General features: G+C 53.5%; 17 protein-coding genes and 1 pseudogene. 1 reads left to right on the top strand and 17 read right to left on the bottom strand.

What is annotated here, in order from left to right:
* Positions 1–23: 23 nt before the first annotated feature.
* Entirely contained in the window at positions 24–1,199 is a 1,176-nt protein-coding gene (locus ACTRWH_RS00130) for a CaiB/BaiF CoA transferase family protein (protein WP_075196422.1), read from the bottom strand.
* A gap of 128 nt (positions 1,200–1,327) precedes the next feature.
* On the opposite strand from ACTRWH_RS00130, the gene ACTRWH_RS00135 reads away from it, so the two are divergent.
* On the top strand, positions 1,328–3,013 hold the full coding sequence (locus ACTRWH_RS00135) for an AMP-binding protein (protein WP_085678256.1): 1,686 nt from the start codon (positions 1,328–1,330) through the stop codon (positions 3,011–3,013).
* Positions 3,014–3,042: 29 nt separating this feature from the next.
* Here the strand turns inward: ACTRWH_RS00135 and ACTRWH_RS00140 are convergent, their stop codons facing one another.
* The 16 genes and pseudogenes from ACTRWH_RS00140 to ACTRWH_RS00215 all read right to left on the bottom strand — a co-directional run bounded on the left by ACTRWH_RS00140 (position 3,043) and on the right by ACTRWH_RS00215 (position 17,062).
* Positions 3,043–3,612, bottom strand: coding sequence for a TetR/AcrR family transcriptional regulator (locus ACTRWH_RS00140; protein ID WP_151983082.1), 570 nt, complete (start codon positions 3,610–3,612; stop codon positions 3,043–3,045).
* Between the two features lie 215 nt (positions 3,613–3,827).
* Positions 3,828–5,405, bottom strand: coding sequence for an aldehyde dehydrogenase family protein (locus ACTRWH_RS00145; RefSeq protein WP_462825752.1), 1,578 nt, complete (start codon positions 5,403–5,405; stop codon positions 3,828–3,830).
* A gap of 76 nt (positions 5,406–5,481) precedes the next feature.
* Positions 5,482–6,798, bottom strand: a complete 1,317-nt coding sequence (locus tag ACTRWH_RS00150) for a TRAP transporter large permease (RefSeq protein WP_136633205.1) — start codon at positions 6,796–6,798, stop codon at positions 5,482–5,484.
* Complete coding sequence (locus ACTRWH_RS00155; protein WP_136633206.1) at positions 6,791–7,321, bottom strand: TRAP transporter small permease subunit; 531 nt, start codon at positions 7,319–7,321, stop codon at positions 6,791–6,793. Before ACTRWH_RS00155 ends, ACTRWH_RS00150 begins: the two co-directional genes overlap by 8 nt.
* Before the next feature lie 124 nt (positions 7,322–7,445).
* Positions 7,446–8,504: a TRAP transporter substrate-binding protein DctP gene (gene dctP, locus ACTRWH_RS00160; protein ID WP_199480532.1), complete on the bottom strand. Its 1,059-nt coding sequence runs from the start codon at positions 8,502–8,504 to the stop codon at positions 7,446–7,448.
* Positions 8,505–8,607: 103 nt separating this feature from the next.
* Positions 8,608–9,759 (bottom strand): CaiB/BaiF CoA transferase family protein, encoded by a 1,152-nt coding sequence (locus ACTRWH_RS00165; RefSeq protein ID WP_075196416.1) that lies wholly within the window; start codon positions 9,757–9,759, stop codon positions 8,608–8,610.
* Between the two features lie 24 nt (positions 9,760–9,783).
* Complete coding sequence (locus ACTRWH_RS00170) at positions 9,784–10,914, bottom strand: iron-containing alcohol dehydrogenase (RefSeq protein WP_278593322.1); 1,131 nt, start codon at positions 10,912–10,914, stop codon at positions 9,784–9,786.
* Between the two features lie 13 nt (positions 10,915–10,927).
* Positions 10,928–12,112 (bottom strand): acyl-CoA dehydrogenase family protein, encoded by a 1,185-nt coding sequence (locus tag ACTRWH_RS00175; RefSeq protein WP_227664905.1) that lies wholly within the window; start codon positions 12,110–12,112, stop codon positions 10,928–10,930.
* A gap of 723 nt (positions 12,113–12,835) precedes the next feature.
* A complete protein-coding gene (locus ACTRWH_RS00180; RefSeq protein WP_198324890.1) occupies positions 12,836–13,123 on the bottom strand; it encodes a hypothetical protein in 288 nt (95 codons plus the stop codon).
* Positions 13,116–13,712 (bottom strand): ATP-binding protein, encoded by a 597-nt coding sequence (locus ACTRWH_RS00185; RefSeq protein ID WP_198324889.1) that lies wholly within the window; start codon positions 13,710–13,712, stop codon positions 13,116–13,118. Before ACTRWH_RS00185 ends, ACTRWH_RS00180 begins: the two co-directional genes overlap by 8 nt.
* A complete protein-coding gene (locus ACTRWH_RS00190) occupies positions 13,713–14,192 on the bottom strand; it encodes a hypothetical protein (RefSeq protein WP_199480530.1) in 480 nt (159 codons plus the stop codon).
* A complete protein-coding gene (locus ACTRWH_RS00195) occupies positions 14,185–14,913 on the bottom strand; it encodes a Mu transposase C-terminal domain-containing protein (RefSeq protein WP_199480529.1) in 729 nt (242 codons plus the stop codon). The genes ACTRWH_RS00190 and ACTRWH_RS00195 overlap by 8 nt, the downstream gene beginning before the upstream one ends.
* A gap of 41 nt (positions 14,914–14,954) precedes the next feature.
* A complete protein-coding gene (locus ACTRWH_RS00200) occupies positions 14,955–15,359 on the bottom strand; it encodes a hypothetical protein (protein ID WP_462825753.1) in 405 nt (134 codons plus the stop codon).
* Between the two features lie 328 nt (positions 15,360–15,687).
* Positions 15,688–16,257: a hypothetical protein gene (locus tag ACTRWH_RS00205; RefSeq protein WP_198324885.1), complete on the bottom strand. Its 570-nt coding sequence runs from the start codon at positions 16,255–16,257 to the stop codon at positions 15,688–15,690.
* A gap of 52 nt (positions 16,258–16,309) precedes the next feature.
* Positions 16,310–16,462: pseudogene (locus tag ACTRWH_RS00210) on the bottom strand (TnsA endonuclease C-terminal domain-containing protein); the annotation flags it as partial.
* Positions 16,463–16,477: 15 nt separating this feature from the next.
* Positions 16,478–17,062: a TnsA endonuclease N-terminal domain-containing protein gene (locus ACTRWH_RS00215; RefSeq protein ID WP_087148957.1), complete on the bottom strand. Its 585-nt coding sequence runs from the start codon at positions 17,060–17,062 to the stop codon at positions 16,478–16,480.
* Positions 17,063–17,500: the final 438 nt, after the last annotated feature.

Here is a 17,500-nt window from a genome sequence, read left to right on the forward strand (position 1 = left end):
TCTCTGTATTGTATGGTTGTCAATCAGGTAATGACGCCACGTTCCTGGAAGTCCCTGATCTCGCTTTCGGAGTAATCGAAGTCGCTCAGAATCTCACGTGAAAATTCGCCCAGAGCGGACGGTGGCCGTGGCTTGTCTTTACCCTGGCCAGCCAGTTTTACTGGATTACCAACCAGTTGAACTGTTCCATGGCCGGGGATTTCCACCTCCCGCAAAATATCGTTTTGCAGGGTTTGCGGGTGTTTCAATGTGTCGTCCAGATCCATCACCGGGGCACACAGAATGTCAGTTTTAGATAACCGCTTTACACACTCATCGGTGGTGTAACGTTCCATCACAGGCCCGAATTTTTCTTGTACTTTGCTGGCATGCTTGCGTTGCAGAGTGGCGGTGGCCAGCAGCGGGTCTGCGCTCATGTCGTCTTCGTTAAACGCCTTGCACATAAGTTGCAGCGGGTTGTCCCGAAACAGCGTGAGTACGGTGATCCAGCCGTCCCGAGTCTTGAAAATCATGGCGTACTGAACCCAGTCGGTGCGGTAGTCGTATAGTGTGCGGCTGGAGGTTTCCAGAAGCTGCATGGCGATGGCGACATCAAACAGAGAAGTAGTTACGAGGTCACCTTTACCGGTGCGTACCCGTCCCAAAAGTGCCGCCAGCACCCCCTGAGATAACGATGCCGCAGTGGCATAGTCGACCGTAGGGGTGGCAGTAAGACGGGGGCGGCCACCGGACTCAACCCCATTCATGGCAAAGCCGCTAAGAGACTGCGCCAGCATATCCTGGCCCGGCATACCTGATAACGGGCCCTTTGCGCCAAAGGCGTAACCAACCGCATACACCAGTCGGGGATTGCGCTTAGAGACTTCCTCGTAACCAAAGCCGAGTCGCTCCATGGCACCGGGCCGAAAGTTGTGAATCAACACGTCGGCGTTATCAATCAGCTTGCCAAGGACTTCTCGGCCTTCATCCTGCTTGAGGTCGAGGCACAGGGTCCTCTTATTACAACCAACCGCAGCGTAATAGCAGCTCATATCTTCGCGGGCGGTGCCGACCTCGTCGAGATCCCGCATAATGTCGCCTCGGGGCGGTCGCTCAATCTTAATTACGTCGGCGCCGTAATCCCCAAGCATCTGCCCGGCAAGTGGCACCTGCATAACCATGCCAAGCTCTAGCACGGTGATCCCAGAAAGTGGTTTCATTGATTTCCTCCATCACTCCATTTTACATACTGACCGTATAGTATTTATTTAATATACACAAGCCAGTTTGACAAGTACTGATCGTTATTCTATTTCACAAGGCACGCCTTGATAGCCGGAGACGCTTTATGGTTCTAAACGAACAATTACCTGCATTCGCGATTCCCGATTCGCTCTCTGAGTGGACATTACCCAAAGTGGCTGCACGGCGCTTGGAGGCCTCACCCGATGCAGTTTTTGCCCGCGAGGTCTCGGGTAATCGAGAGACTTATGGCCAGTTTATGGCCCATGCGGAGGCGCTAGCAGCGCATTTCCTTCAGGTAGGTATTGAGCCCGGTGACCGTATCCTGATATTTGCTGCCAACAGTATTGCCGCATTGCACGCATGGATGGCTGCAGCGCTAGTTGGCGCGGTCGATGTGTCGGCGAATACCGGCTATCGCGGTAACTCTTTGGCCCATGTCCTCAACCTGGCCAAACCCAGCCTGATTGTCAGCGATGCTGATTTAATGCCGTGTATTACCGAACTGACTTGGGACTTTTCCTGCGTCCGGCAGATTGTCGTTATCGACAACACGGAAACTGGTCCTAGCGAACTGGTCAAAACATTTGAGGCAAAAGGGAATATCCGCGTGAGGCATCACCAAGAACTCATCGCCAAGCCAACACTATTGAAACAGCCTTGGCCAGAGATTCAGCCCTCCGATGCAGCGTCTGTGGTGTTCACATCTGGCACCACTGGTCCCGCCAAGGGCGTGGTGATGCCCCATGGCCATGTCTGCCTGTTGGCTAACACCACCGCAGGGGAAACAGACATGACCGCGTCTGACGTGTTCTACAGCGCCCACCCTCTGTTTCACATTGCCGGTAAGTTCATGGGAGTACTCGCCATCTTTGCCGCCGGCGGAACACTGGTTCTTGACCGAAAGTTTGACGCTAAACGCTGGCTGGATCGCATCCGGGAAAGTGGAGCAACCATCAGTATTGCCCATGGACCGATGATAGAAATGATCCAGGCAGAGCCGCCACGGTCCGAAGATTCAGATAACGTTCTTACCCGTCTGATGTGCTGCCCATTGCCCAAACGTCATGGTGATGCCTTTCTGGAGCGGTTTGGCGTCAAGGGTATCGAAATGTGGGGTATGAGTGAAGTTGGTTGCCCATGTTGGACGTCACGGCAATTCCCGGTGGTTGCTGGCTCCTGCGGCAAAGTACTAACGGAATGGTATGACGTGGAAGTCGTCGACCCGGAAACAGACCGTCCGGTACCGGACGGCACCGCAGGTGAAATTGTGGTCAGGCCCAGGCACCCCTGGACTACCATGTTGTGCTACATGGGTATGCCGGAAGAAACCGTGAACGCATGGCGAAACCTTTGGTTTCATACCGGAGATATCGCCGTCAGGGATAGCAACGGCAACATGTTCTACATCGATCGCAAAGGCGACCGTATCCGCCGCCGGGCCGAGAATATCTCCTCGTTTGATATCGAAGCTGCAGTGGCTGACTTTCCTGGTGTGAAGGAATGCGTGGCGGTGGGTGTTCCGTCGGGCTATGAGAACGACGACGATATTCTGGTTTATATCGTAACCACGGAGGACGCAGTAGTTGAACCACCGGCGCTGTTGAGTTTCCTGGCACGCGCACTGCCCCATTTCATGGTGCCACGCTATATAGAAATCATCGACGAACTACCGAGAACACCCACCAACAAGGTGAAGAAAAAGCAGCTATCACAGCGCGGCATTCAAACCAGCACCTGGGACCGCAAAGGCGCCGGCGTCAGCCTAAAGGAGCTTATCTCCCAGAGATAAACAGCATTAGGTAAACCCAATGGGATAGCTTAGCCGATACCGTGCAACAACATGCGCCGCACATTTTTGACCAGATCGGGGCCGCTAATTTCAGCGCCACGCAGGTGCCACTCCAGCATCATGCCATCGTGGACCGCCACGATCATGGAGGCGAACGAGCGTGCGTCAATGTCTGACGACATCGAACCAACGGCCTGGGCCTCGCTAACCACCGCCTCGACAGCGGCGTGTACATCTCCGTATAGCTCCCTGATTGCCGTGGCGATGACATTCTCCTGGCGAGCGAATTCGATGGCTATCTGGATCATGAAGAGCAGCTCGTTGGGCCGTTCCGCGCCAAAATCAGCACCCTTGTGTATATAGCGGATGATGCGGTCCACATGGCTGCCGACAGGATTTCTCAGAGTGGCCACCAGACCATCCACAAGATCCTCACGAAGAACTTCAAACATGTGCAGGATCAGCTTTTCCTTGCTGCCAAAGTAAAAATAAACCGAGCCTTTAGTGAGGCCGGCTTTTGATGAAATAGCCTCCAGGCTGGTGGCATGGTATCCGCGTATCACAAACAATTCGAATGCAGCCTGTATCAACCGATTCATGCTGCGTTCACGAGATATTTCGTTCTTGTTAAGTTTCTTGCCCGTCTTAGTCAACTTTGTTTCCTAAATGAATTCAAACTCTCGAATAAATGGTTTCCAGCTTGCGCACAGGTTCATTCGTATATAATACAGTAAATGGAAAGTGCCGCTAAATCGTGCTTTTTATCTGCTCGGCACGCTCTAGCGGCCGGGCCCATCACCCTAGCTTGTCACATCTATGCTTCCCGCTCACCATCCAACAAGCGGTGCAGCCTATAAGGGTTTGCCTCCTTCAGGGCATGCGGGCGCAGGGCGTCGGGGAAATTCTGATAACATACAGGCCGGAGAAAGCGTCGAATAGCCGCGCTGCCTACCGATGTGGTGCGGCTATCAGAGGTGGCCGGGAAAGGCCCCCCATGAACCATGGCATGGCAGACTTCTACACCTGTCGGCCAGCCATTGACCAATATCCGGCCAGCCTTCGTTTCCAATATTGGGAGTAGTGATTGCGCAGCCCCCATGTCGCCCTCATCCATGTGCAGAGTGGCTGTGAGCTGTCCTTCGAGGCTCTCGGCAACGCGCTGCATCTCCTCCAGTCCCTCACACTCGATAATCAAGGACGCGGCCCCAAAAACCTCCTGTTGCAATGTTTCATCTGTGAGAAAATCGCTGGCTCGGGCGGAAAACAACTGGGGTTGGCAGGTGTTGGAGGCTACGCCTTGCTGTCCACTCGCTAGACACTGAACAGCGGCATGGCCGGACAACCGCTCGATGCCCTGCGTATAGGCTGCGTGTATATCCGGTGTCAGCATGGTCTGAGCATCCGCTTGCGCCACGGCATCCGTGGCAGCTTTTTGGAAGGCGTCAAGGGCTTTGCCGCGACAGCCAATTATCAGCCCTGGGTTGGTGCAGAATTGACCTGCGCCCATATTAAGGGATGCCGCAAAATCCTTGGCAATACTGCTAGCCCGGGTCGCAACAGCTTCAGGCAGGAGAAATACGGGGTTAATGCTGCTCATTTCAGCGAAGACCGGGATCGGTACGCTGCGCTGTTGCGCAATCGCTGTCAGGGCTAACCCGCCACGCCGCGATCCTGTAAAGCCAACCGCCTGGATGCAGGGGTTCGCCACCAGAGCCTGGCCGATCTCGTTACCGACACCGAACAACAGTGAAAATACGCCATTCGGCATCTGACAGGCTTTGGCCGCTTGTTGGATTGCCCGGCCGACCAACTCCGATGTGCCAGGGTGGGCTGGGTGGCCCTTGACCACCACCGGGCAGCCTGCTGCCAGCGCGGATGCAGTATCGCCGCCTGCAACCGAGAACGCTAGCGGGAAATTACTAGCCCCGAAAACCGCAACTGGCCCGACAGCAATGTGCCGCTGGCGCAGGTCAAGCCGGGGCATCGGCTGACGCTCAGGCAGCGCCGGGTCCACCCTGACGTCCAGCCACTCACCGTCACGCACTACCGAGGCAAACAACCGGAGCTGACCACAGGTACGACCACGTTCGCCTTCAATCCGGCCCTTCGGTAGGCCAGTTTCAGCCATCGCTCGCTCAATTAGTCTAGGGCCAAGAGCCTCGATTTCCGTGGCAATAGTTTCGAGAAAGCTGGCCCGCGCTTCCAGAGAAGTTTCGCGGTACTCACCAAAGGCCTCCAGGGCCAGGCTGCAGGCTTGTTCGATATCTCTTTTACTGGCGCCGGGGAAGTCTGGCTCCAGGCGCTCTCCGGTGGCAGGGTCAATCGGTTCAAGGGCAGCTTGATCACCCCGGTAGCTGATCTGACCAATCAATTGATGTCCTGATACAGTCATGATGATCTCCTTCTTATGTTCCGGTGGCGGATCGCCACCGGTGGTCGAATTATTTTCAACGTTTAGCCTCGGCCATTTAACCCAGCAGTACTTCTGGCAACCAAGTTGCTAGATCCGGGAATACCAACACCACCGCCAAGGTAATGATCTGAAGGATGATGAACGGAATAACACCGCTGTACATATGCCGTAGGGTGATCTCCGGCGGCGCCACTGCTCGAAGATAGAAGATCGATGGCGCCATGGGTGGAGTCAGGTAGCTGGTTTGCAGAACCACCAGGAAGGCAATACAGAACCAAATAGGGTCGAAACCAAGGTTCAGCACCAGAGGCATGGCGATCGGGATGACGATCAGCACCACCGAAATCAAGTCAAGGACAAAGCCAGCTACGAATGTCAGAAGCAGAATCAACGCAATCACACCCCAAGCTGGGATTCCCAGGTCATTCAGCAGGGTCTGGATTGCCAACATCCCGCCTGATGCAAAGAAGACACCCGCAAACATACTGCCGCCCAGAACAATGAGCAGGATCATTGTAGTAATAAGCAGGGTTTTCATCAGGGCGTTACCGAACAAGTCCCAGGTAAACGTGCGATAGATAGCGGATAAACCAACCGCTCCCAGTGCACCCCATGCAGCTGCCTCCGTGGGTGTGGCAACGCCCATAAGGATGCTACCAAGTACGGCGAAGATAAGTATCGAAGGCGGAATCAGCGCTACTGCAGTTATTCGCAGTTTCTGTCCAAGGCTGTACTTGGGGCCACCCTCCACTGTGCGGGGAGCCATAGCCGGTTTGGCAATAGCAACACCAACCACGTAAAGACCGAATAGCACAGCCATGATCAGGCCAGGCAACAACAGACCGGCGAACAGCTCACCCACCGAAACGTTAGCAACCGGGCCCAGCACAATCACTGTGATGGAAGGCGGAATCACCGTGCCCAGTGACCCACTGGCGCAAACTGTGCCGGAAATCAGCCGTTTGTCGTAGGCGTGTTTCAGCATAACCGGTACGGTTAGCAATCCGATCACGGCCTCTGTGGCGCCTACCACGCCACTGATGGCAGCAAAGATGGCGCCCATGATAATGGTGCTAAGGGCCATGCCGCCGGGTAGTCGCCATGTCCAGATATGGATAGCCTCAAGTAACTTGGATGCAATCCCGCTTTTCTCCAGGAACGCCCCCATGAAGACAAACAGGGGCACTGCGGCCAGTACCGAGTTGCCCGCCACGCTATCAATCTGGGAAATCAGCTGGAATGATGCCGAAGCGCCGAACTGCATAACACCAAAGATAAACGCGGTGCAGATCATCGATAACGCAATGGGGAAACCACCCAGCAGGAAAATCAGGAGAACCGGGAACATCCAGAATCCGATGTATTCACTCATGCCACACCTCCGGCCCCTCGTCGCCCGTAATTAGGATGGCAATGGAGCGCACCAGCTCGACGGCGGTTTGCGCCGTTAATATACCGAACCCGATAACCCAGACTGTCCGGAACGGCCAGATCACGGGATTCCAGCCTGAAGCGCCGGAGGTTTCCTGGTACTCGTATGCCTCCACCGCATACTGGAATAACGCGTCGACGATCCAGACCAGTGCCACTAACAAGATGGCCAAGCCGATCATGTCCATGGTCGCTCTGCCTCGCGGCGGCATTGCGCCATAAAAGATATCCACGTTGACGTGTTGCCTGACTTTGAGCGCGTGCGCCATGCCCAGTAGAAAAATTGAGCCCATGAACATGTAGCTCATTTCGTAGGCCCAGGCTGTTGGCGTGTTCAGGATGTAGCGGCTAACGACCTCATATGTCAGCGAGCCAATCAGCGGCACGATCAGTAATGCACCGATCAGCGCAGCCGCTTTCGAGAACGCATCCACGGTTTTTCCGAGGTAGCTGAAAACTTTCATTATGCATACCCTACTGGTGCCGATGCTCCCGGCCCGGGCACAATTTGGATTGGGCCGAGGGCATCGTGTTTCTTACAATGCCGGGCCTCGTGCATAGAGACAAAGGCCCGGGAACTTCCTATTGTTACTGCTTACCGCCGATCGGAAAGCGATACTCGGGCCAGACTGCCAACTGCTCCTCGAAGTCCCTCATGGAATTAAGCACCCTGGCAAACCACTTATTCTCCTCAGCCTGTTCGTCTTCCCACTTGTTCGTAGCTTCTTCAATTGTCGCCATGAAGTCCGGGTCAAGATGCACAATTTCATTGTCACCCTCGCTCATCTCCTTGAATGCCGAAAGGTCAGCATTGGCACCAGCACTCCAGCTTTCATACATGGAGAGCCTTGCCGCCTTGGCGATCGCCTGCTGGTCTTCCTCCGACAAACCAGCCCAAACCTCTTTGTTGACTTCGCATTCAAGGACGCCACCGGGCTGGTGCATGCCGGGTACGACCACATACTTAGCTATATCGGTGAAGCCGGTCGGCTTGTTGATTTCCGGACTACCCCATTCAGTGGCGTCGATAACCCCCCGGTCAAGCGACGTATAAACCTCGGCTCCAGGCATCACAATGGTGGAGGCGCCAAGGTCTGATGCAATCTCGGCCCAGGCGCCGGAAGTACGCAGCTTCAGACCCTTGAAATCTTCGTGGGTCTGAATTTTCTTATTTGAGTGCAGAAAAATTTCCGTGCCAATAATCGCGCAGGGGAAGGACACTACATTGAACTCTTTATCACGGTACTCTTGCCAAAGTTCGAGGCCACCACCCTCGTAAAGCCACATCAGATAGCCTTCCGGGGTAGGAGAACCCGCGTAGCCAGCAAACAGGGCAGTGGTTCGGTCCCTGCCCCAGTCATAGGCCATCCAATTGTGGCCAATCTCAACAACACCGCGGTTGACAGCCTCGGTGACTTTCAGGGCGTTGGAAAGCGTACCGCCCGGAAAGACATTGATTTTTATGCGTCCACCGGTAAGGTCCTCCACATTCTTGGCAAAGCCTTTAGCATCCCTCTCCAGCCAGGGACCGCCGCCCCAGGGCGTGGCCATTTTCCAGGTTACTTCCTCGGCCATGGCATTACCGGCAGCAAGGGTTAGGCTGGCGGCAATAATAGCCACCTTGATAGGGTTTTTAAGCGTTTTCATTATTGAACTCCTCTCAGTCTTGCGTAATTGGCCGGTTCACCCTGACGGTGATCCGTCCAGTTCTTGTTGTTATGGGCTGTTGTGACGGCTTGGCTCTGCAGCCTCAGGGTTGACTGGGTTTAACCGGTGGCCACTCCAGCCCTGTCACGTTCGAGGTTTCAGGAACAGCTTTGTTGATCTTCGCTTCTGACAGGCCTAACGCTCGGAGGACCGCATACGAATCGTCCGTGCCACCAGTAACACCCGGCATGGTCGGGGTTCGGGAATAGTGGGGAATAGCCGGAGTAGCGTAGCTGTCGCTGCCAGGGAATCGTGCCTGCACATGCGGGTGTTCGAACACCTCATCTGGCGCTAACACCGGTGAAACGCAGGCATCCCGGCCCTCGAAGTGCTTCACCCAGGCGTCCCGGGACCGGCTGGCGAATAGTCGCTCGAACTGCTCGGTCATGGCGGGCCAAGTATCCGGACGCATGTGATCTGGCATTGGTTGCTCAAGGTTCAGCCCCCGCCACAGATTTGTGAAAAATGCGCCTTCCAAAGCCCCGACCGCTAGGTATTTGCCGTCGTTGCAGACGTAGCACCGGTAGAAAGGAGCCTCTCCGGTCAGCAGCCCTTTGCCACGAGATGGCAGCACTGGTTTACCCCAGTCCGGATAGTGCATTGTCATCAGGGAAAGACAGCCATCTACCATGGCGACATCCAGGAACTGGCCTAGTCCCGAGCGCTCCCGCTCCAGCAGGGCTCCGAGAATAGAATAGGCAGCGTAAAGCCCGCCCGCGGCAAAGTCCGCAATAATATTCAGCGGCAGTGCTGGTGGCCCATCGAGCGGGCCCATGGCACCAAGGGCGCCAGAAAGACCAACATAGTTGATGTCGTGGCCTGCCTCCTGAGCGAGTGGACCATCTTGGCCGTAGCCGGTCACCGAGCAGTACACCAGTTTGGGGTTGTCTTGCCTGAGTGCGTCATAGCCGAGGCCCAGGCGATGCATAACACCAGGACGAAAACCTTCCATCAAGACGTCCGCATTGGCAGCCAACAGGCGGAAGGCATCAAGACCTTCTTCGCTTTTCAGGTCAAGGTTTATAAAACGCTTGCCACGTCGGTAGCTGTCAATTGGTAAGCCGGAGCGACCGCCGCCAACAACAATAACCTCTGCCCCCATATCCGCCAGCAACATTGAGCCGTATGGGCCTGGTGCAAGGCGAGTCAGGTCCAGTACCCGCGTGCCTTTCAGGATCGAATTCTGGCCAGTCATATCAGACTCCTCACAGTCACAACTTCAGTCCATGGTTTCTTTCAGCATGGCGAGGAAGTCCTCAGCCGACGCTGGACGCGGATTGGTGGCGGTGGAGTGGTCTTCCTTGGAAAACTGGGCCATATCCTCTAGCACATTGTCGGGCACACCCATTTCGCGAAGATTCTTTGGCATGCCAAGCTCGGCATTCAGACGCTCGAATTCAGCTGGCAGATCGGCATCGGCCGGCAGGCCCATGGCAGCCTTGAGGTGGTCGAACTTGTCACCGCAATGGCTCTGGTTAAAACGCAATACCGGGGGCAGCAATACCGCGTTCAGGGTGCCATGGTGAAGTTTAAGCTCCTTCAAGCCACCAAGAGCGTGGGACATGGAGTGCACTCCCCCCAAACCCTTCTGGAATGCCAGCGCGCCTTCCAGAGCCGCAATCATCATTTCACTGCGTGCTTCCATATCGGTTCCGTCGTTGACGGCACGAATCAGATACTTCGAAGCTCGGCGCAGGCCGTCCAGCGCAATGGCATCGGCCGGCGGATTAACCTTGGGACTCAGGTAAGTTTCAACGCAGTGGGCAATGGCATCCATCCCGGTTGCGGCGGTTAGCCCGGCCGGAAGTGAGCGAGTCAGTTCCGGGTCGCAAATGGCCAAGTCCGGGATCAGGTAAGGGGAAAGAAATCCTAGCTTACGGCCGTCCCGCAGTGTTATCAGGGATGCCCGGCCTACTTCGCTGCCGGTACCTGCGGTGGTGGGCACTGCCACAAGTGGAACAGTTGGGCCGATTCTGGCAACGCCGCCATTAATCGCAGCATATTGGCGCAGTGGCAGCTCGTGGGTTACCAGCAACGCAACAGCTTTGGCAAGGTCTATACTGGAACCGCCGCCGATCGCAACAATACTATCGCAATCGTTGCAACGATAGACGTGTAAGGCATCTTCTACAGCCGCTTCAGTTGGGTTAGCCGGCGTGCCATCATACATAGCAACGCTGTCCGGAAGCTTGGCAGTTGCCTTTGCCTTATCAAGCAGGCCAGTGGATACCAAGCCAGCATCGGTGATGATCAACGGCTTACTCACCTTCAGATTTGCCAGCTCATCATTCAGTGAAGCTATTGCGCCTGCGCCTAAGCGAATATTAGTCAGGTAGTTAATTTGGGCAATCATGGTTTTCGCCTTAATCTGAAAGCATGGCTTTAGCGACGATCAATTTCTGGATCTCGCTGGTTCCTTCGTATATTTGAGTAATTTTCGCATCCCGCATCATGCGCTCGACGGGGAAATCGGTCAGATAACCGGCACCGCCATGGAGCTGTACGGACTCGGTGGCCACTTTCATAGCAACATTGCTGCAAAATAGCTTGGCCATGGAGGCTAGGGTGCGGGCTTCGGGCTCCTCGTTTTCAACCGCTTGACATGAGCGATACAGCAGTTGGCGGGCAGCTTCGATCTCCGTTGCCAAATCGGCAATAGTGCCGCGGATCATCTGAAAGCGTGCTACCTGCTGACCAAACACTTCCCGCTCCTTCACGTATTTGATGGAGGCATCAAGCGCCCCTTGGGCAATACCAAGCGCCTGAGCTCCGATCAACGGTCGAGTGTAGGCCAGAGAATCAGTGATGTACTGTCGGCCCTCTTTCGAATCACCAAGTAGCCGGTAATCCTCAACGCGGCAATCTTCGAAAATCACATCGGCGGTGGGACTGCCCCTTACACCCATCTTCGATTCCAGCTTGCCAAAGGAGAGGCCAGGGTCAGATTTATGCACTGCGAACACGCCAAAACTGTCTTCACCGGTACGCGCCAGGACCGAGTACCAGTCGGAGCGGGTGGCATTGGTGATGTAGCGTTTCTGGCCATTGATCACCCACTGGCCATCCTTGTATTGGGCGCGAGTGCGAGCACCCCAGACATCAGAGCCGCCGTGAATTTCGGTCAAACAGATGGAGGCAACGGTATTGCCATTAATGGCCGGTTCCATTACCTCTTCGATCAACTGTGGCGAACCAAATGAGGCTATCGGACCAAGCCCGGCCCAGATCACCATCAGCGTTAATGATGAGGTGGCACAGACACGGGCGATTTCCTCCAAACAAATGCATTGGGCCAATACATCCCCAGACTGACCACCAATACTTTCATCAAAGGGCAGCGCAATCAGTTGTAATTCCTTGAATGCCGCAAGTGCCTCTTCGGGAAATCGCTTTTTTTCGTCAACGTCCGCAGCATGAGGCTGAATTTTGGTTTCGGCCAGACGCCTCACCGCCTTGCGAAACTCTTCGTAATCCTGTCGTTCAAGCATCGTTCTTTCTCCCACGTTTTTTGTTGGTAGTGAGTGCGTGTTTTGACCAATAAAACACATACTATCCGGATGGTCAATATAAATATAAAACCCGATCGGTCGTAAGGTAACTAAATTTTGACGGTTGGAGCCGGTTGGGTACGTTAGCGTCGGTTCTCACTGGGAGAACGCAGGATTTGTTGCGTCGGTAATTGATGCAGACGATTACCAACTTAAATTTGAACTTAACGACTTCGTTTGAATCCCACAATAAATTCGAACAAGTTGCCGGACACGAGATCCCTCTCTGCTTTCCGGATCAATAGACGCCCCAGACCACTTTGATCAATGCCCAGGATGAGTTGGACGTAAACCCTAATGGCGACGCTATTCGCCAGTACGTCACCTAGTCTGAGGTTGTTCTCAGAAGAGCCCATACTGTTTCGCTAAACCTGAATGCTCCGATGATAGAAGCTACACCTGTTCAAAACACTCGCGCTGTAGACAGAAGGGCAGCAACCCGCGACGATGGATGGTAAACTCGGTACCCGTCAATTCCACCTTGCGCCCTCAAAGGTAAGCCGAAAGCTCAATAACCACACCCCTCTTCCTCAAGCTTTGGTAGCTTTTTTCAGGATCATCACCCCTGATCAGTCGAAGGTCGTCTTCAAGATAAACCGGTTGTCTTTTTTTCTCTGCTCGTTTATTCGCTTTCGGTGTAAACGTTGCTGGAGTCTTCTCTTCAAGACTTTTGATATGAGCTACTAACCCAAAAAGGCTCACCTCGGGACGTTCTGCCAGGGCTTACTCTGCGACAATGGGTGCAATGTCCTCACCGATGCCCATTTGAATCAGCAGCGAGATCAGTTGATCCTGCTTTGAGGTTTCAGAATCCTTCAGAACCTCTCCGGGCGAGGCAATGTAAGGAACCTCCTGGAGGGTAGCTTGAGCACGTATCGATTCCCTCGGCACATCGAGGTCCGCATATTGGAGAATCGTTGCCTCACGCCCGCTTCGCAACGCAGCGATCATTGGATGAACCATGGCGAGCTCCTCTTGATAGACCTTGGTTACAAGAGTCTGGTCAATCACTTCCCTCCCGGCGACAACAGCCCGCGCCTGGCTGAGGTAAAAAGGCAACGGCAATGTGCGCGATTCCCTGAGTATACTCCCAGAACAGATCCATCATTTCTTGACTGATGGGAGTTGCGTGCTCAAACCACTGCAGTTTCCATAGCCGTTTGAAAAATCGCTCCCACTCTCCATCAGCGCCCTCATTCTCAGCCCGTGAAAATCGCCCCCAATCCAAGCTACCGAATTGCGCCGCTCGCCTCGCCGACCGCATGGTTGGCTGGAAAAGCTCCAATGCCTTGGGCGTTCCGATGAAAAGCACCGGGACCTTGATAACGTTAGTCAGCGTCACGAAGAAGTTAAGCATCTTGGCAACCCCGCCTGACCGCGATTTTTCCAAATGCTGAATCTCGTCAATAACAAGGACACCCACTGAATGTAAGGCTGAAACGCGGGCGATATCTCCAAGCATGGACTCCGCTGAGGATCGGCTTTTTACATAGAGCGCCTGATAGTCCGTACCCAGCGCGTCATCGACGGCTCGGAAAAAATTGGTGCACAGATTCTTTACCGAACCATCATGAGGGCACTCCACTTTCAGCCAGACCAATTAGGCGTGCTGGTATTCTGGATGATAAAACGCTTGCGGGTAGGTTTTCAGAATTGCCTCTACCGCGGTGGATTTGCCAGTACCGGAACACCCGATAATGGAACTCACGAGGGCTTCATTTCCGGCATTTCGAACGATAGCATTGAAATCTGTATGGGCAACGGCATCCAAGTTGCGGTGATAGTCCGGCACGGCAATATTTCGGCTCAGATAGCCACGACGGATCATTCCAGAAATCATTTGCTCTAATTGAAGATGGGATTTCGTTGGGTACAGGAACTGATCAAGAATCCTCATCATTGCATGGCGCCGGATATGGGCTGGCAATGCCTTTTCAGCCTCGTCGACTTTTGGGAAACGAGCCAGCATCTTAGCCGTATCCTGTGGTGAATTTATGGGAGGCAGGGCATTAATCAGAGGCTGACCTTCGTATTCACAGATTTCTGCTTGCCTATACTGTGCGAACGGCAGTTTAATCATCATCGTCCTCCAGGAAGGCATCCATATCCGGGTAATCGAGACTGTCGTTTGATTGGGTCTTATTTGAGCGGAACGGCACTACATCCGCTGGACGGTCACGCTTTGATTGATTCTTGGATTTAATTCCGCTGCGATTTCGCTCAACTTCTTTTTCTGTGGCGCGGTTCTGCCGTATGCCCCGAAGTCGCTCAGAGTCAGTAAGGGATGGTTTGCTGGCTTTCTGCCGCTTCTTCGCGTTAGAAACAATCTCCTCAACCGCGGATAGGGCGTCCGGCTTCTGATAATCCTCCTCTTGTTTGGCAGTGGCTTTGGTACGATTCATCTCTTTCACCATTCCAGCGGCCTCCACGAAGCTAATGCCTTTGTATCGCCGGCTTCGGTCCGAAAACTCACATACCCAGTAGTTTTCGAATGTAGAGTCAGGTCTCAGGTAAACAGTGTCAGTCCGTCGCGGGTCAAAAGCGATTTCAACTCTTGAAGGGCGGTTCGGGCGGATCCGATCAAACCAGCCCTGCGCCAACGCCTCTTGACAGGTGTACACAAGTCCTTTGAAGGTGATGCCAACCTGTGACACCGTTCCACTTTCATAGGGCAGGAGATTAATGCGGGCCAAGTCTTCGTCACAGGAGCGAAGCTGGCCGGTGCGGTTTTGAATTCCCCAGTTCCAGAGCTCCCCGGGCCACTGCGGGCAACTCAGTCGGCATATCAGGCGCGAAATCATAACCTTCAACAACATGCTGGGTGTTGTAGATGATGACCAGATTAATCAACATTTGCGTGAATGTCAGAGAGGTTCAGTTCCGCATCCAGCTCGTAGCGCTTCCCGGCACGCTTTTTCCCATTTACAGGCTCAACTACCCCGCCAACATAGGGCCGAAACTTACTTTGAATAGTGTTGAAGAATCGCACACAGATTGCTTTGTCTTCACCGCGATAGGCGCGTGAATTGCTCAATTGAATGTTGAATTTGTTAACTAAGACATCCGCTTGTTTGTAAAGAAGCTCACCGCGGTCAGCCATGATGGAGGCGGGAAGGCCGAAGCTTGGCCAGTCTTCTTTACTGATAGCTATTCCATAACCCTGGCAGTACGTTGTTTTATCGCTGAAGGCGTTGCTAAGCGCCACCATCGCAGTAACCCATGAGGGATTTTCGAGGCCCACATACATACCCACAACCATCCGACTAAATACATCTTTGACAAAGTACAAAACCGGACGGCCAATGATGGGACCTCTGCCACCAAGTAGAGATCCGCTATGGTCGCGTCTATTTCATACCGGGCCCCCGGGCCGAAATTGAGATTGCCTGACGTGCTGGTCAACGCCCGTTTATCTTTTTGATAGATGCGGCTTGGAGTCCGCGTCCTTACCACATCAGATTTCTGTAATTCGTTTCATAAAAGTACCGGAATTGCCTCATCGTGGGCATACTTTTCTCTGTTGCGGTGGGATAGCGCGCTTTGAAAAGCCCGACAGCCTTGTCCCTCGCAGCAGCCTAGGGGACCTTTTCGTTGGTCAGATAAAAGCCATCAAGTGCCATTCGAAAAAGCTCCGCAACTTCCTCTGTTACCGGCACCCCCACTCCGGGTGTAATCGTACGTTTTGGGCCAACCTTTTGCTCCACCTCACGTCTGGGACGCCCTTTGGCCCCGCAGTTGTGATAATCCGGTGCCAGGGCATTCGGGGCCATTCCCCTTTGCCAGTAGCGACGAAGCTGTCGGGTGATATATAACCTCGGCTTACCGGTTGATTTAAGGAGTTCATTGATCAGCCGATTGCGCTCGTTCTTAATCAAAAGTGATTGATAGTGTTCCAACAATGGACTGATCGCGGCCCAGGCTTCATCACGCCTTTTAGCGCCAATACTGTCATCGTCAACACCCGGTATCGGGTACGGGTCGGAAATGAAATCATACCCAACCGAACGGAACTCTTCTTCAGACATTGGGAAAGGCCAGGCTTTGTCACTGTCGACGTCGATCAACATCAAATCTGAGAGGTGCTCCAGGACCACACGATACCGCTTGCCTGTCGAAGGATCCCGGAATACACGATTAAGAAGCATTGTTCACCTCGGTGACGAACTCTGGCTCTCTTAGAGCCAGGTCTCCAAATTTTCAGCTGTGAAATGCGTTGTTGAGAGGTGCTTTTATGAAACGGTGGGCCACAGCGTATCGAAAGATACTCAAATGAAATCCGCGATCTACTTCATATTGGTCATCGAGCTTCGCACAAAGCCGTGTGATCTTGGTTCGCGGACGCGACTGAAGCCGATAGAAAAGATCCTACACATCGGAATAATCCACCTCTTGATGTGCCGACATATCCGGGCTTAGATAGGGCTGGATCCACAGAAGGTTTTCCCGCATGCCATCATTGACTTCCCTCTCTGTGAAAATCTTCCATTCCATATCACGAGTTTCCCAGTAGTTTTTTTCAATCTGGAGCTTCTCCATCACTCGCGGCTTGGATAACTCCGACGAAGATTTCACTGCAATCGCTAACCGACTGCCTGACGACAAGTCGACTAATAGGTCCGTTGAAACCACCGTTAAACTGCCATGCATCTGGGGATGACGGATTCCCAGTCGAGCACAGATGTCGAGGGTATCGTCTATCTGCAGGGGGTATTGTTCGCGGATACCCATCGTTTGCTCGAACTGATCGAATACAAGGAACGCCAGCAGTTCTATACCGGACAGCAGATGATGAATCCGGCCCACTGAGGCACTGCGAATTCGAACGCTCTCACCTGAACTGCTGAGCTCATGAACCTTGATGAAAGGTTCATAATCTTTGCCTGATCCCCGACCACGAGTTTTCAGCAATTTCTCGTGTTTTGGATCAAGCGGTTTGTTGGCATCTGTCATGAAAAAAGCCCCCTGCTATGTTGAGAATAGCTGGGGGCTTGTTTTGATCAAACTTTAATGTCCTCTGACATCTCTGTAGGAGTGTAAAAAAGTTGGTAACAAAACGACTCTCCAAGCCGCAATTCATCGCACCGCACTCAACAAAAAAATAAATAAAGTTGGTAACTTTTGAAGCGGTCAGACCAAAACCCGCTAAAACCTATGTTAAAAAAGTTGGTAACTTTCTGGAAGCCCGCGAGAAACTTCCAAAGCATCCTCCTTTATGGGAGCATGCACCATCAATGGAAACAGCCTCTTAGCCAAGTATGGCAACCGGCAACTCTTCGCCATCTTGTCATGTAAACCACATTCCGTTCACGCCTGACCAATGATTGATATTACTGCCGGCACATCGATAACTGTACTTCCTGAATCCGTGACTTCAACCGGCTAAAACTG

Source organism: Marinobacter sp. G5_S1_61_S3 (assembly GCF_054968585.1).